13 protein-coding genes are annotated in these 15,190 nt (G+C 67.2%); 8 read left to right on the top strand and 5 right to left on the bottom strand.

What is annotated here, in order from left to right:
- From ACT86A_RS26945 to ACT86A_RS26930, 4 genes are all read left to right on the top strand, one after another.
- The coding region (locus tag ACT86A_RS26945; protein WP_445095029.1) for a threonine/serine exporter family protein at positions 1–894 on the top strand (894 nt) is incomplete at its 5' end.
- A gap of 109 nt (positions 895–1,003) precedes the next feature.
- Positions 1,004–1,660, top strand: a complete 657-nt coding sequence (locus ACT86A_RS26940; protein ID WP_445095028.1) for a biliverdin-producing heme oxygenase — start codon at positions 1,004–1,006, stop codon at positions 1,658–1,660.
- Positions 1,661–1,743: 83 nt separating this feature from the next.
- On the top strand, positions 1,744–3,444 hold the full coding sequence (locus ACT86A_RS26935; protein WP_445095027.1) for a bifunctional metallophosphatase/5'-nucleotidase: 1,701 nt from the start codon (positions 1,744–1,746) through the stop codon (positions 3,442–3,444).
- Positions 3,445–3,775: 331 nt separating this feature from the next.
- The gene (locus ACT86A_RS26930) at positions 3,776–5,809 is read left to right on the top strand and encodes an SDR family oxidoreductase (protein WP_445095026.1); all 2,034 of its coding nucleotides are present in this window, start codon (positions 3,776–3,778) and stop codon (positions 5,807–5,809) included.
- A gap of 99 nt (positions 5,810–5,908) precedes the next feature.
- Here the strand turns inward: ACT86A_RS26930 and ACT86A_RS26925 are convergent, their stop codons facing one another.
- A complete protein-coding gene (locus tag ACT86A_RS26925; RefSeq protein WP_445095025.1) occupies positions 5,909–6,565 on the bottom strand; it encodes a cutinase family protein in 657 nt (218 codons plus the stop codon).
- A gap of 156 nt (positions 6,566–6,721) precedes the next feature.
- On the bottom strand, positions 6,722–7,726 hold the full coding sequence (locus tag ACT86A_RS26920; protein ID WP_445095031.1) for a zinc-binding alcohol dehydrogenase family protein: 1,005 nt from the start codon (positions 7,724–7,726) through the stop codon (positions 6,722–6,724).
- A gap of 269 nt (positions 7,727–7,995) precedes the next feature.
- On the opposite strand from ACT86A_RS26920, the gene ACT86A_RS26915 reads away from it, so the two are divergent.
- The gene (locus ACT86A_RS26915; RefSeq protein ID WP_445095024.1) at positions 7,996–8,634 is read left to right on the top strand and encodes a TetR/AcrR family transcriptional regulator; all 639 of its coding nucleotides are present in this window, start codon (positions 7,996–7,998) and stop codon (positions 8,632–8,634) included.
- Between the two features lie 2 nt (positions 8,635–8,636).
- Entirely contained in the window at positions 8,637–10,322 is a 1,686-nt protein-coding gene (locus ACT86A_RS26910; protein WP_445095023.1) for an FAD-binding dehydrogenase, read from the top strand.
- 505 nt (positions 10,323–10,827) lie between these two features.
- On the opposite strand, the gene ACT86A_RS26905 is transcribed toward ACT86A_RS26910, so the two are convergent.
- Positions 10,828–11,379 carry an IclR family transcriptional regulator gene (locus ACT86A_RS26905; RefSeq protein WP_508104373.1) on the bottom strand — a complete coding sequence of 184 codons (552 nt, stop codon included), beginning with the start codon at positions 11,377–11,379 and terminating at the stop codon, positions 10,828–10,830.
- 16 nt (positions 11,380–11,395) lie between these two features.
- Positions 11,396–11,635 carry a three-helix bundle dimerization domain-containing protein gene (locus tag ACT86A_RS26900; protein WP_445095021.1) on the bottom strand — a complete coding sequence of 80 codons (240 nt, stop codon included), beginning with the start codon at positions 11,633–11,635 and terminating at the stop codon, positions 11,396–11,398.
- A gap of 185 nt (positions 11,636–11,820) precedes the next feature.
- On the opposite strand from ACT86A_RS26900, the gene ACT86A_RS26895 reads away from it, so the two are divergent.
- A complete protein-coding gene (locus ACT86A_RS26895) occupies positions 11,821–12,297 on the top strand; it encodes a nuclear transport factor 2 family protein (protein ID WP_445095020.1) in 477 nt (158 codons plus the stop codon).
- A gap of 10 nt (positions 12,298–12,307) precedes the next feature.
- On the opposite strand, the gene ACT86A_RS26890 is transcribed toward ACT86A_RS26895, so the two are convergent.
- The gene (locus ACT86A_RS26890; protein ID WP_445095030.1) at positions 12,308–13,384 is read right to left on the bottom strand and encodes an NAD(P)H-dependent amine dehydrogenase family protein; all 1,077 of its coding nucleotides are present in this window, start codon (positions 13,382–13,384) and stop codon (positions 12,308–12,310) included.
- Between the two features lie 871 nt (positions 13,385–14,255).
- Between ACT86A_RS26890 and ACT86A_RS26885 the strand changes: the two genes are divergently transcribed.
- Positions 14,256–15,068 carry a tyrosine-type recombinase/integrase gene (locus ACT86A_RS26885; RefSeq protein WP_445095019.1) on the top strand — a complete coding sequence of 271 codons (813 nt, stop codon included), beginning with the start codon at positions 14,256–14,258 and terminating at the stop codon, positions 15,066–15,068.
- Positions 15,069–15,190 lie beyond the last annotated feature (122 nt).

Here is a 15,190-nt window from a genome sequence, read left to right as displayed (position 1 = left end):
GGCCCGCCCCCCCCCCCCCCCCCCCCCCCCCCCCCCCCCCCCCCCGGCCGCATCCTCAATCGCTACGGACTGCCGTTCTTCTTCCAGCACATGGCGGGTGGCGCGATCGCGGCGATCCCGGCGGTCGTGCTGGCGAGCCTCGCCGCACGGCAGCACATCGACGTCGACCCCACCCTGATCATCGCGGCGGGAATCACCGTGCTGCTCAGTGGATTACAACTGGTCGGCGCGGTGCAGGACGCGATCACCGGTGCCCCCATCACCGCGACGGCCCGCATGCTCGAGGTGATGATGATGACCGGCGCCATCATCGCGGGCATCGCGCTCACGCTGCGCATCGCCGATCTCGTCGGCGCAACAGTGCCACCGGTCTACCTCACCTCCGCCCGCGACATCACCGACCTACCGGTGAAGATCGTGGCCGGCGCTGCGGCGGCGCTGGCGTTCGCGCTCGCCTGCTACGCCGAACGCCGCGCGCTCGCCGCGGCCGCGGGCAGTGGCGCCGCCGGCACCATCTGCTTCGTGCTCGTGCAGAGCGCCGGGTTCGGTCCGGTGATCTCCACCGGCGTCGCCGCGACGCTGGTCGGCCTCGCCGGTGGTCTGATGGCCCGCCGGGCGCTGACTCCGCCGCTGGTCGTCGCGGTCGCGGGCATCACCCCGTTGCTACCGGGCCTCAAGGTCTACCGCGGTCTCTACGCCCTACTCAACGACGAGCTGCTGATCGGGGCCAATCAATTGCTCTCGGCGTTCGGCATCGGCTGCGCGCTGGCGGCCGGCGTGACCCTCGGCGAATGGTTCGACCGCACGGTGCGCAGGCCACCAATACTGCGCCGGTTCGGTTCACTGCGACGCCCGATCGTGCGCCGCCGCCGCCGATCGGCGCCCACGCCATGAGCCGCGCGAGGTGACTGCGCGCCCAGTGGCCGACCGGTATCCTCTGAACAAATCGGTCACAGCTGCCGACCGCGCCAGCGGCCCCGGTCCGAAAATGAGGTGGTTCGGCATGTCGGAGGCAGTCCCGTTCTCGACGCAGATCCGCGCCGCCACCGCGCGTCAGCATGCGGCGGCGGAGAACTCGCGGTTCATGAGCGACATGCTGGGCGGAGCGCTCGGCGTCGACTCCTACCACCGCTACACCGGTCAGCTCTGGTTCATCTACCGCGCCCTCGAGCGGCGTTGGGACACGTTGGCCGACGACCCGGCCGCCGGACCGTTCATCCGGCGCGAACTCGCCCGCACCGCCGAACTCGAGCGCGACCTCGCCCATCTCATCGGCCCCGACTGGCGCACCGATCTGGAACCGCTCCCGGCGACCGCGGCCTACGCCGAGCGCATCGACGAGTGCGCCCGCGACTGGCCCGCGGGCTATGTCGCCCACCATTACACCCGTTACCTCGGCGATCTGTCCGGCGGGCAGGTCATCCGCGGCACCGCGGAGAAACTGTGGAATCTGCCGCACCGCGGCGACGGTGTCCGCTTCTACGTCTTCGACGGCGTCGGCAACCCCGCGGCGTTCAAGCGGGAGTACCGCGGCCTGCTCGACCGCCTTCCGCTCGATGATCTGGAGCGCCGCCGCGTGCTCGATGAGGGCAGGCGCGCGTTCGCGATGAATACCGCGGTCTTCCAGGCGCTGGCCGAAGAGTTCCCGGCCGCGCAATAGCCGCCGTGTGCGCCGCATTGCCATGCGGCGCGGGGTTTCCGGCTTATCGTGCGCCGACGCGCAAGACATGCGACAGTCTTGGTATGAGAGCGCGCCGTCACATCGCGGTGATTCTTGCCGGTGTTGTTGGTGTCGGTCTGATCGGGGGCTGTGGCACACCGTCCGATCCGCCCCCGGGTTCCGTTTCGTCGACGCCACCGACCGTGCCGCTGATCTCGACGAACGATCTGCGTCCTGCGCGACCCGACGAGGTACACCTGTTCGGCTTCAACGACCTGCATGGAAACCTCCAGCCGCCCAGCGGGTCCACCGGCAAGCTCGCGGGATACGACGCGGGCGGCGCGGCCTATCTCGCCACCCATCTGACGCGCCTGAAAGCCGCCTATCCGGCCAGCGTGGTACTCGCGGCCGGGGACAACATCGGCGCGAGCCCCTTGGTCTCCGGACTGTTCCACGACGAGCCCACGATCACCTTCCTGAACAACATCGCAGTCGCCGCCTCCGCGGTCGGCAATCACGAATTCGACAACGGTGTCCGGGAATTGGCTCGGATGCAACAGGGCGGCTGCGCTCTGGACGGTTGTTCTCCCGGCGCGCCGTTCAGCGGTGCCCGGTTCCCGTACCTGGCCGCGAATGTCACCGACGCCCAAGGCAACCTGCCGCCCGCGCTGCGCCCGTGGACCCTGCTCGACATCGGCGGGCACAAGATCGGCGTGGTCGGGACGGTCACGACCGATACCGCGAATATCGTGTTGCCCGAAGGTATTCGGGGATATCGTTTCGGCGACCAGGCCGCCGCCGTCAACCGGTATGTGCCGGAACTGAAGGCAGTGGGCGCCGAGGCGATCGTGGCGTTGGTGCACGACGGCGGGTCGCAGCGGCCGGAGCGGGACACGCCGCTCGACTACAACGGATGCGCGAACATCACACCGAACGTCACGGGACTGGCCGAGCGCTTCGATCCCGCGGTGCGTGCGGTGATCAGCGGCCACAGTCATCAGCCCTATGTGTGCACCATCGGCGGCAAGGTGGTCACCCAGGCGGCCTCGTACGGACGCCTGATCAGTGACATCACCCTGCGTTTCGGTCGCGGCGGCGTCGAGGTTTCCGCGGTCAATCGGGTGGTGTCCAGAGACGTGCCGCCGGACGATCGAACGAACGCGCTGATCGACTTTTACGCCGAGCAGGCGCGTCCGCGCGCCCAGCGGGTCGTGGGTGCGACTGCCGATTCGCTCCCCCACGACCCGAACCCGGCGGGCACCTCACCGCTGGGGGACGTGATCGCGGATTCCATGCTGTCGGCAACCACCGGCCCGGCCGCCGCCGTCGCCGCGTTCATGAACCCCGGTGGGGTGCGCGCCGATCTGAAGCAGGGACCGATCACCTATGGCGACATCTTCACCGTTCAACCGTTCGGCAACCAGGTTGTCACGCTCACGCTGACCGGCAGTCAGATCCTGCGGCTACTGGAACAGCAGTGGACCAATGCCAGCAAGCCCACGGTGCTGTCCACCGCCGGTCTCACGTATGCCTACTCCGACGCCGCTCCCGCCGGCTCGAAGGTGATCGCGGACAGTGTGCGCGTCGCGGGCGTGCCGCTGAACCCCGTCGCCACCTACCGCATCACGACCAACAGCTTCCTGGCCGCCGGAGGCGACGGGTTCGCCGTCTTCACCGAGGGCGCCGACACCGCTGCCGGCCCGACCGATGTGGACGCCTTCGAAACCTTCCTGCGCGACAAGCCGCCGTTGCAGGCGCCACCTGCCCGCGTCGAGAAGAGGTAGCCCGATTGGAGGTGGTCGATTGGCGGTAGCCATACCGGACGCTCAGAAGTTGCTGGACCCTCGACCATAATCGAGGTAACCGAAAACTTTATAACACAAAGCGTTTGACCTGCACAGACTGGGTGACCAGTTACACAGGGCGGGCGGTCACGTTCGCTTGCCGCTGCCACATACCGTGGGTTACTGTGCAGTAATAAGTCAGGACAAAGGTGTTCGTCCTGCTGGCCCGACAGATTGTCGCCGCGGGCCGGATCACAGCCCTCCGCATTCACTGCCGCATGCCGGATGACTGGAGCGACAAAGAAATTCGAATAGACGGCAGGAGTATGCGATGACCACCTACATCGTGACGGGCGGAACCGGCTTCTTGGGCAGACGGGTCGTTCAAGATCTCTTGGATCACGACCGCGAGGCGATCGTCCACGTGCTGGTGCGCGAGGCGTCGCTGGCGAAGTTCACCGAGGTCGCGAGGGGCTGGCGTGGCACCGAACGGGTCTACGCGCTGACCGGCGATCTCACCGCCGATGGCCTCGGGCTGACCGATGCGGCCCCGCGGGCCGACCACGTGATCCACCTCGGCGCCGTCTACGACATGACTGCCGACGAGGACACCGCACACGCCGCCAACGTCACCGGCACCCGCTCGGTGCTGGATCTGGCCCGCGAGCTGGGCGCGGTGCTGCACCACGTTTCCTCGGTCGCCGTGGCGGGCGACCACAAAGGCAAGTTCTTCGAAGACGACTTCGACCTCGGACAGCGACTGACGTCGCCGTACCACCGCACCAAGTTCGCCGCCGAGAAGCTCGTCCGCGAATCACGCGGCCTGCGGTGGCGGGTGTACCGGCCCGCGATCATCGTGGGCGATTCCCGCACCGGCGAGATGGACAAGATCGACGGCCCGTACTACTTCTTCAGCGCCATCGCGAAACTCAGTGCGCTACCGTCCGACCTGCCGATGCCGATACCCGATCTCGGCGCGACCAATATCGTTCCGGTCGACTATGTTTCGGCCGCGATGGTCGAACTGATCCGCCGTCCCGGCCTGGACGGCCGCACCTTCCACCTGGTGAACCCGCGGCCGCAGCCGTTCAGCGAGGTCTACGGCGCGCTCGCCGCGGCGGCAGGCGCACCGGCCGGTGTCGGCACGGTGCCGGGCAGCGCTCTCGCGCTCAGTCGGCTCGCGCACATCCCCGGGATTCCGGCTGTGCGCGATTTCCTGCTCGAGCAGGTGGGTATCCCGGCCGAGGTCGCTCCCCACACGTCGTTCTCCGCCGAGTTCATCAGCGACTCCACCCGCGCCCAGCTGCGTTCCGCGGACCTGACGGTGCCGTCGTTCGACAGCTACGCCGAACTCCTGTGGCAATACTGGCGTGATCACCTCGATCCGCAGCGCGGTCGCGTGTCGACAAAGGGTGACCCGCTGGCCGGGCGCGTGGTGCTGATCACCGGCGCGTCCTCCGGGATCGGGCTGGCCACCGCGCACGCGGTCGCCCGGCGCGGCGCGACCGTGCTCATGGTCGCCCGCGGCCACGACGACCTGGCGGCCGCCGCCACAGCTCTGCGCGCGGACGGAGGTGTGGCACATACCTATCCGTGCGACATCACCGATTCCGAAGCGGTCGAGAAGCTGGTGCAATGCGTGCTCGACGACCACGGCCACGTCGACTATCTGGTGAACAACGCGGGCCGCTCGATCCGCCGCTCGGTGCTCAACTCCACCGAACGGATTCACGATTTCGAGCGCACTATGGCGGTGAATTACTTCGGTGCCGTGCGGCTCATCCTCGGCCTGCTGCCCTCGATGCGGGCCCGCCAGTTCGGGCACGTGGTCAACATCTCCTCGATCGCGGTGCAGACCAAAGTGCCGCGGTTCGCCGCGTACGTGGCGAGCAAGTCGGCGCTGGACAACTTCAGCGAGATCGCCGCAGTCGAGAACCGGGATGCCGGAATCACGTTCACCTCGGTGCGAATGCCGTTGGTGCGCACCGCGATGATCGCACCGACCGACCTGTACCGTTCGCTCCCGGTTACCGACCCGGCGCAGGCCGCCGCCATTGTGGTCCGTGCGCTGGAGGACCGCCCGCACCGGATCGACACACCGGTCGGTACCTTCGCCCAAGCGGTCGAACTGCTCATGCCGTCGGTCAAGCGTCAGATCATGCACCAGGGCTTCCGCATATTCGGGGAATCCCGTGCCGCCCAAGGCAAGACCACCCGCGCGACGGCGAGCGCCGCGCCCGCCGCCGCGGACACCGAGCCGGACCGCAGCCCGTTGTCCGTACTGGCCCCGGTGCTGATGCCGCTGATGACCTTGCCCACGCCGGCGGCGCGCGTCGCCCGCGTCGTCCCCGGACTACAGTGGTAGGCCGGTTCGGCGCTAGGAAAATCGGGAAATTCTAGACCGGATTTCCGGGGTGGAGGCGACGCGGATCGCCTCCACCGACCGGATTCCCGGTCGCCGGATTCACACCCGGCACGCAGCGAACTGCGCGGCGGGCCACATGGCCCATTCGTAGTGCACGTGCGTAACCGGGTGCAGGCCGCCGCCGCACACCGGATCGCCACTTGTGCAGTAGTCTCCGGTCCGCCCGGCATAGCGTTCGGGTACATCCCAGCCGAGCAGGTGGACCGGGTCGCCGAACAGCAGAACCGCCGCTACCTGCGATTCCAGCTCCACCGGAAGCGAGTGGATGCCGCCGAGCGCGGTCACGACGCCGGTGCCGAGTACACCGTGCGTCACCACGGCCCCTTGCGAGAATCCGACCAGGACGAACCGCTGGCCCGGGCACCTCGCGGCTTGCCACAGCAGGTGGTCGGTCATGTCCTGGGTGCCCCGGCTGACCGAGAGCGGATCGAGCAGATCCGCAGGGTAGTTCACCCGGTAGGACTGCGAACTGACCGGAAGCGCTTGTCGCAGCGTGCTGTAGAGCGGGTCGCCCACCACCGAACCCAGATACCCGGGTTCCTGGGTGCCCCGGGCGACGACGACGTCGACCGCGGCGCACGGCAGAGCCCATGCGTGCATCCCGGTTGCCGCCCCGAAACCGGCGGCGAGCAGCAGCACAGCGAACGCCCTTACTACACACCATTTTTCGAAATGAATTGCCCTCCGAATGGCCATGGTACTCACCTACACTCACGCCGTTGTGAGAGCCGGATGACTGTTGTCAAAGACAATTGCCCGGCTATATACGCAAAGGTAAGAACGGCTCCGGAGCCCGTCAAGGAAAGCGATCCGACCGATACCGGCTCAGCGCCGAATCGTGTCCTGCCCCACCTACGGAACGAGAACCGCTGCGCCCGTGAATCGTCCGTGCGCGAGATCGGTCAGCGCCCGATCGGCCTTATCCAGGGAGTACCCGTGCGTAGTCAGATGTATCCGGTGTTCGCCTGCGAAAGCCAGGAATTCGCGCGCGTCCGCCCGGGTGTTGGCGGTCACCGACCGAATCTCCCGCTCCTGGAACAGATGCCGCTGGTAGTTCAGCGGGGGAATGTCGCTGAGATGGATGCCCGCGATGGCGAGAACCCCACCGCGATCGAGCGCCGCCAAAGCGGGCGGCACCAGCTCCCCGACCGGTGCGAACAGAATCGCCGAATCGAGCAGCACCGGAGGTGGATCGGCCGCGCCCTGCACCGACGCGACCCCGAGGGCGCTGGCGAGCTCGCGTGCGGCGTGATCGCGCGTCATCACGTGCACCTGCGCACCACGCGCGGCAGCGACTTGAGCGGCGATGTGGGCGCTGCCCCCGAATCCGTAGATGCCCAGCTGGCCGGCCGGCGGCACGGCCGCCCGCAGCAGGGCCCGGTATCCGATGATGCCCGCGCACAGCAGCGGCGCGGTGTCGGCATCGGTATAACCGGCGGGCAGGCGCAGCGCGTACGCCGCGGGCACACAGGCGAACTCGGCGTAGCCGCCGTCGGCGTCCCAGCCGGTGTAAGCCGAACGCGGACAAAGATTTTCGTCCCCTCGCCGACAGAATCTGCATTCCCCACAAGTATGGCGTAACCAGGCGATGCCCACCCGGTCCCCGATGGTGAACCCCGCCTCGTCCGCCGCAGGACCGAGCGCGACGACCTCGGCGACGACCTCATGCCCCGGCACCACTCCCGCACGGCGCACCGGCAGATCACCCTCCGCCACGTGCAAGTCGGTCCGGCACACACCGCAGGCGCGCACCCGGACCAACAGCTCGCCTGCCGCCGGCGTCGGGATCGGCGCACGCTGCGCCACCAACGGCCCGGCAGCGATCGGACCCGGCCGGTGCACCCGCCAGCAGCGCATCGCGGCCGCGCCGCCATGCGCGGTCGGGTGCCCGGCGGTACGTCGCGTTGGCTCGCTGCGCTCACTCATCGTCGGATCACCCCACGCGATCGACTGCACTCGATGGGCATCGGGCTGGAACCGATGCGTCGGACTCACCCTACTCGGCGATTTCGGTCCCAGTCGGCGAGCAGGGCTGATACATTTTCGTATCGAGTTCATTCGCGTATCGAGCGCCCGGATACGGGTGACCCGATGAGCGGATTCCGGTGACCCGAGGAGAAGCCCCGATGACGTCCGATGCCGTACAGGCCGCGCCCGCCCGGGTCACCCGCCGCCGCGCCGAAACCAGGAGCCGTCTGCTCACCGCCGCCTACGAGGCATTCGCCGCGGAGGGATTCGGGCACGCCACCGTGGAGCGGGTCTGTGACCGCGCCGGATTCACCCGCGGCGCGTTCTACTCCAACTTCAGTTCGCTGGACGAGCTGTTCCTGGCCATGTGGGAGCAGCGCTCGACGGCGATGCTGGCCCGGGCGAGCGCCATCCTGGACGAGATCGCCGCGGACGGCACCGACGATGTCCGCACCGCCGTCGAACGACTGGAACGAGCGGTGCCGCTCGAGGACGGCTGGTACCGGATCACCGCCGAGTTCACCGCGCACGCGCTACGCACGCCCGCACTGCGCCGGGTGATGGTCGCGCGCGAGGAGGCGATCCTCGCGGCCCTCATGCCAACGATCGTCGCCGCGCTCGCGCGCGGCGGCCGCACTGTGCCGGACCCGGACGCGCTCGGTCAGGCGCTCATCGCCGTCCATGACGGCACCGGTGTGCAGGTTCTGCTGGAGCCGGACAGCCGCGTCGCACGTGAGCGGCGCACCGAACTCTTCCATCACGTCGTGCTGGCCTACAGCACCGCAACCGAAGGATGAATATGTCGCACAGCAGTCCCGATGTGGCGCCGCAGGCCGATGTCCTCGTGGTCGGCGCCGGGCTGGCCGGCCTGGTCGCCACCTACGAACTGGTCCGGGCGGGCCGCACCGTGCACGTGCTCGACCAGGAGAATCGCAACAATCTCGGCGGTCAGGCGTTCTGGTCGCTGGGCGGGCTGTTCTTCGTCGACAGTCCCGAGCAGCGCCGCCTCGGCATCAAGGATTCCTACGATCTCGCGCTACAGGACTGGCTCGGCTCGGCGGCGTTCGACCGCGACGACGAGGATCACTGGGCCCGCCAATGGGCGCATGCATACGTGCGCTTCGCGGCCACCGAGAAGCGGGACTACCTGCGTCGACTGGGCCTGCGCGTGACACCGCTGGTGGGCTGGGCCGAACGCGGCGGCGGCCTCGCCCACGGGCACGGCAACTCGGTGCCGCGCTTCCACCTCACCTGGGGCACCGGCCCCGAAGTGGTTCGGATCTTCGCCGAACCGGTGCTCGAGGCCGAGCGGCGCGGGCTGGTCCGGTTCAGCTTCCGCCACCAAGTGGACGAGCTGATCGTGGCCGACGACGCGGTGGTCGGTGCCCGCGGCACCGTACTGGAGGACACCGATCTGGAGCGCGGCCGAGCGTCTTCCCGGAACAAGGTGGGCGAGTTCGCGTTCCGCGCGAAGGCTGTGATCGTGGCCTCCGGCGGGATCGGACACAACCACGACCTGATCCGGCGCAGCTGGCCCGCCGAGCGGCTCGGCCCCTGCCCGACTATGTTGATCTCCGGCGTACCCGCACACGTCGATGGGCGGATGCTGGGCATCACCGAAACGGCGGGCGGCGCCGTCGTCAACCGTGACCGGATGTGGCACTACACCGAGGGCATCGTCAACTGGGACCCGATCTGGCCCGACCACGCGATCCGGATCATTCCCGGCCCGTCCTCGATGTGGTTCGACGCGAAGGGAAAGCGCCTGCCCGCGCCGTGTTTTCCTGGTTTCGACACCACCACCACGATGAAGGAGATCTTGAAGTCCGGCTACGACTACTCCTGGTTCGTGCTCACCCAGGCGATCATCGAGAAGGAGTTCGCGCTGTCGGGCTCCGAGCAGAACCCGGACATCACCGGCAAGGACCTCGCGCTCACGCTGAAGAGCCGAGTCACCAGAGGCGCACCCGGACCGGTGGAGGCGTTCAAACAGCACGGCGTGGACTTCGTCGTCGCGGACACGCTGCGCGAGCTGGTCGACGGCATGAACAAGATCGCTCGCGGTCCTCAGCTGGACCACGACGGCCTGGAACGCCAGATCGTGGCCCGTGATCGGGAACTGGGCAACAAGTACACCAAGGACAGCCAGCTCATGGCGATCGCCAACGCACGCCGGTATTTCGGCGACAAAGCGGGCCGGGTGGCCAAACCGCACCGGATCCTCGATCCGGCGGCCGGTCCGCTGATCGCCGTGCGGCTGAACATCCTCACCCGGAAAACCCTGGGCGGCTTGCAGACCAATTTGGACTCACAGGTGATCAAACCGGACGGCACGGCCTTCCCCGGCCTGTACGCCGCGGGGGAAGTCGCCGGATTCGGCGGCGGCGGCCTGCACGGCTACAACGCATTGGAGGGCACCTTCCTCGGTGGGTGCATCTTCTCCGGCCGCGCCGCCGGGCGTGCGCTGGCCGCCGCACTCGCCTGAGACCGATCTATCGCCCTCCGTTTTCCGGACGGCCGAACAAGAGGTCGAGCCAGGACGTGGAGAAGTCCGGCGCCGGTCGAGGGTCGCCTCCGCCTTCACCACCGGGCTGAAGCCCGGCGCACTGGCAGACATCTGGTAGCGCGTCCGGCGCAGCCGTCGACAACGAAAGCACGCCCGCCCAGGGCCGGACCCCTGGCATCCGGATCGCACAGGCCGACGCTACCGCGATGCGCGATTGTCGAACATGTCACGGGCTGTGCGAGCTCGTAGTACGGCACCTCGCCGGACACCACCGGCACGGCTGGCGCGAAGGCGACGGCCACTACGGGTAGTCGCGACGTCGAAGCCGCCGCCGGGCCGGCACCGCACGTGGGCGCCGACGGCCGCGCCAGCCAGACGACCGCGGCGATGGTGCCGAGCACGCCTGCGGCAAACCATAGCCATTCGGATCGGAATGGCCCCCGTTGGATCGGTACCCGGTGCATCGCTCTCGACTCCGGCTCACCTAGTCGCGGACTGTCCATCCTGACTTCTCCAGGAAAGCAGTCCAGCCACCCCCGCACACCCCGAACGAAAATTCTTCACAGCTCGCTTCGTTGGCGACCTCGACCAGCATGCGCGCCAGCCGGGCGGTGCCCAACGCCGCGCGGTCACTACTGATCCGCCCCGACAGCGAGACCGACGCCGCGGCCGCACCGCGCCCCCGGATCGGGACGGCCACGCACGCGATACCCGGAACCGACTCCGCATTGTCGACCGCGACACCCTGCCGTTTGCGGATGCGGCCGAGTTCGAGGTGCAGTTCGGCGCGGCCGGTGCGGGTGCGCGCGGTCAACTGGGGCAGGCGGTCGCGGATGGATGCCTGCACAATGCTCGGCTCCAGTGTGCTCAGCAGGGCTTTGCCGAGCGCCGTACTGTGCGCCGGCATCCGGCCGCCGAGCCGTGTCGGCACGGTCACGGCGAACCGGTCGGCTGCCTTGTCCAGTAACAGCACCTCTGGTCCGTCCAGGATGCCGAGGCGACCGATCATGCCGGTCCGCTGACATCGGTGGCTCATTTCGCGACCGGTCGGGTCAGCTCGGCGAATCAGCTCGATCGGAAAACCACTCGCGCGTGTAGCGCTCGGCCAACAGCGGCAAGAAGCTCATAACGGTGGCGTGATCGGCGAAATGGTCGTACGCCGAATGGAGATGATCCTCGATCGCCGTTTCGCTGACGACTCCATCGAATTCATCCGCCAAGCGCTCGGCGGCCGCTTGCAGGGCCAGATCCTGATCGATGGCGGTGTCGTGGTGGGCGGTACGGTTGGTCATCACGAACTCCCTGGTTGTCACATCGACTGCACGGACGCGTGCGTCCCGCACGATGGCGTCCCTAATTCGAGTACCCGATTGCGCCGGCGCGACACCGACCGACTCGCTCCCCTCGACACTCTGGCCGACGCCGAAAAATAGAACACGTTCTTGTCTGGCGTGGCCGCACGTGACAGGCTCGACGAATGGATCTCGACGCCATCGAAGCCGTCCGCCAGCTGAAGTACCGCTACTTCCGGACCCTCGATCTCAAACAGTGGGACGCGTTCGCCGATACCCTCACCGTGGACGCGACCGGACGCTACGGCACCCGCGCCATGGGCCGGCCATTGCATCTGGACGGCCGTGCCGCCGTCACCGCGTTCATGCGGGAAAATCTCGGACCTTCGGTCATCACGGTGCACGTGGCCAACCATCCGGAGATTCGCGTCGACGGTGACACTGCCACGGGCGCTTGGGCTTTCGAGGACACCGTGATCACGACCGAATACGGTGTGCTGATCCGTGGCGCGGGACACTACACCGACACCTACCGCCGGGACACCGATGGCCGATGGCGGATCACCTCGACCGCGTACCAGCGCATCTACGAATCCGTGCAGGCGCTATCCGACACACCCAGTTTCCGATTAGTGTCCAACATGTGGGCGTCCGGGAAATAGCGGGTACGGTTCAGCGGCTCGGACGGTCCGCCGGTGCGGTGATCAACGGGAGGTCCAACGCGGTCAGAATTCCGGCCGGCGCCGTGACTACGGCGGGGACGGCGTTGACTATGCGCATGCCGGTGGCCAGCAGGGTCGCGTAGTTGTGGTCACCGTTTCGGCTCGAGGCCACCAGATCCATCGCGTAGCTGGGCTCTCCGGTGATCTCGATTCGGTAGGAGCCCTCGGGGTGTGCCGGCTGCGGCCAGTCCGGGCACAGATCGGGCCGCAGCCGGGTCACATGCTCCAGCACCGTGACAGGCACGTCGCCGACCATGCCGCGCACCTCGAAACGCAAGGCGGCGGCGGTGCCCTCGGCGATATGCCCGGTCGCGATGTCGAACGGCGCCGGCGCGGGGATCCGCTCATACGTCTCGGTGACGGCGTCGAGGGTGACGCCGATTCCTGCGGCGAGCTGCCGAACCGTGCCGCCCCAGGCCAGCGAAAGCACGCCGGGTTGCAAGAGCATCGGAATGTCGTCGATGGGCTTGCCGAAGCCCATGATGTGGGACATCACCTCCCGGTTGTCGTAGCTGGCGTAATCGACGATCTCCAGGCAGCGCACCTGGTCGACACGCAGACAGGTGCCCGCGAGCGCGAGGGGCAGCAGATCGTTGGCGAATCCCGGATCGATGCCGTTGACCCACAGCGACGAATTCCCTTGCAGGGCAGCCTCTTGCACCGGATTCAGCAGTTCGTCCGGCAGCACGCCATAGGGGTATTGGAAGAACACCGGAGCACACGCGACAACGTTGATTCCCGCGGCGAGAATGCGTTGCAGATCCTGCACGGCCTCGAACAGCCGGTTGTCGGTCATCGAGCAGTAGACGACGCAGTCCGGGCGCGACGCGAGCAAGGTCTCGGCATCGGTGGTCGCCGTCACACCGACGGAATAGTCCAGCCCCGCAAGCATTCCCGCGTCCACCGCGTCCTTGTCCGGGCCCGAGACCCACACGCCGGCCAGTTCCAGGTCGGGGTGAGCGATGACGCCGGCCAAAGCATGCCGGCCGACATTGCCAGTGCCCCACTGCACCACGCGATAGGACACATTTCCGTAGCGATCTCGCAACCTGGCACGTCCTCTACAACAGATTTGGCACATCGCACCGACGCCTGTTCACACTACGCCTGCGGCTGGCAGGCGAGGGGTGGTCGTCGTGAACCGCATCTTGCCGCCGGTCGTCCCCGGCCGAGGCCCGGTTCCTCCGGTTGCGGGACGGGCGAACTTCCAGAACGATCTTCCTCTCACGACGCTGAATCAGCGTGCTCCTCGGTATGAATCGCAGTGGCTTCACAGTGTGCGGCGTGTAGACGCCCGGGGCCGGGTGATCGAAAGAGCACTCTTCCCCGCCCTTGGTTGGCGGCCCGGTGTGCAGCTCGGGTATCGGCTCGAAGGCAACATCGTCGTCGTCGGGTGCTTCGGTGATCCCGAACTGTGGATCACGACCGCTGGCGACCTCCGGCTTCCAGCTCGATTCCGTCGCAAGGTCGGCATAGAAATATCTGACCGGATCCTGCTCGCCGCAGACCGCTCAGCATGCCTGCTTCTCATATTCGCCCCGATCGCTGTCGACATGATGGTCACACGTGCGCGGCAAGCACCGGCCTCCCCGCGGGTGGTCCGATGACAACATCAGCATCAAGCGTCGAAGTGCAGACCGCACAGTTGCTCCTCGAGAAACTGGGACTGACTGTCGAGGACCTCGTGACGGCGCAGTCGAGGCCGCCGGTACCGACCTTCGCCGAGTACATACCGATCGTTTCTGCGGCGTTGCCCCCCGGCAGAACACGCGAGGCGTACACGGGCTATTGGAGGAAAATCGTTGAACTGTGGCCGGATCGTCGGCTCGATGAGCCGACCGTCACAGAGTTCAAACGACTCATCGCGACGATCCAAGCCGGACGGATTATCCGGCGTAGTGACCGCGGCGGGACCGGCGTTGATCGTCGATACGACGATCAACGCACTGCGCTACCTTTACCGCCAGGCGGTCGATGACAACCTGATCCGGTTCGCAGACAATCCTGCAGCCAAACTGGTCAAGCCAAAAAAGCGCTCTTCGCGGCGTCGAGCGATACCGGCCGACCGCCTCTCGGAGATCAATCGTGTCGCGGCCGAGTATGGCGATGACCCTGAACTCACCACGCTCATCCTTCGTCTGTGCACAGAAACCGCTTGCCGGAAGGGTGGCGTCCTGGCATTGAGGAAGCGTGATCTGGACCTCCACCAGTGCCTGATCCTGTTGCGCGAAAAGGGCAACACCCAGCGGTGGCAACCCGTGTCGCCCACCCTCATGCGGGCGCTTCTGGAACACCACGAATCGCGCGCCCACCTGAGCGAGGGCACAAACCGGCGAGCGCAGAACGGCAAACCGATTACCGCCGAAGCCGACGAAAGACTTCTGCGCTACCGGAACGGCGATCCGATCACTGGAATGCGCTTCGACACCATGTGGAAGCAGATCGGCCGGAAACTGCCCTGGGTGAAGCAGCAGGGAATTAGCTGCCACTGGCTGCGCCATACCACGTTGACATGGGTGGAGCGCAATTTCGGCCACGCCGTCGCAAAGGCCTACGCCGGCCACGCCGACAGCCATGCCGACGGCGCCACCTCGATCTATACCCGCGCGACCCCCGAAGAGGTCGCCTATGCCCTGTCGGTCTTGACCGGTGAGCCACATCCGTTGGCTCCCCCACTTCCACCTGCGCATTCGGAGGAACCTTTCAGATGAATTCCGCTGCAAATCAGCTGGATTCGGCTACCGAATCTGCCCGCGAGCGAACCTCGAGCCATATGGCCGGGGCCAGTCGCGAACTATTCGCGCTGTGCACGCGTCGCCGTGACGCACTGGAT

The organism is Nocardia glycosmidis (assembly GCF_052545115.1).
Note: the sequence above shows the minus strand (reverse complement) of the source record. Positions and strands in the feature narration are given on the sequence as shown.

Excerpts from the sequence above, each read along its gene's own strand:
- ACT86A_RS26925 (WP_445095025.1), bottom strand. The coding sequence starts at position 6,565 with ATGGCCATTCGGAGGGCAATTCATTTCGAAAAATGGTGTGTAGTAAGG.
- ACT86A_RS26905 (WP_508104373.1), bottom strand. The coding sequence starts at position 11,379 with ATGAGCCACCGATGTCAGCGGACCGGCATGATCGGTCGCCTCGGCATC.
- ACT86A_RS26940 (WP_445095028.1), top strand. The coding sequence starts at position 1,004 with ATGTCGGAGGCAGTCCCGTTCTCGACGCAGATCCGCGCCGCCACCGCG.
- ACT86A_RS26900 (WP_445095021.1), bottom strand. The coding sequence starts at position 11,635 with ATGACCAACCGTACCGCCCACCACGACACCGCCATCGATCAGGATCTG.
- ACT86A_RS26930 (WP_445095026.1), top strand. The coding sequence starts at position 3,776 with ATGACCACCTACATCGTGACGGGCGGAACCGGCTTCTTGGGCAGACGG.
- ACT86A_RS26920 (WP_445095031.1), bottom strand. The coding sequence starts at position 7,726 with ATGCGCTGCTGGCGGGTGCACCGGCCGGGTCCGATCGCTGCCGGGCCG.
- ACT86A_RS26935 (WP_445095027.1), top strand. The coding sequence starts at position 1,744 with ATGAGAGCGCGCCGTCACATCGCGGTGATTCTTGCCGGTGTTGTTGGT.
- ACT86A_RS26915 (WP_445095024.1), top strand. The coding sequence starts at position 7,996 with ATGACGTCCGATGCCGTACAGGCCGCGCCCGCCCGGGTCACCCGCCGC.
- ACT86A_RS26895 (WP_445095020.1), top strand. The coding sequence starts at position 11,821 with ATGGATCTCGACGCCATCGAAGCCGTCCGCCAGCTGAAGTACCGCTAC.
- ACT86A_RS26910 (WP_445095023.1), top strand. The coding sequence starts at position 8,637 with ATGTCGCACAGCAGTCCCGATGTGGCGCCGCAGGCCGATGTCCTCGTG.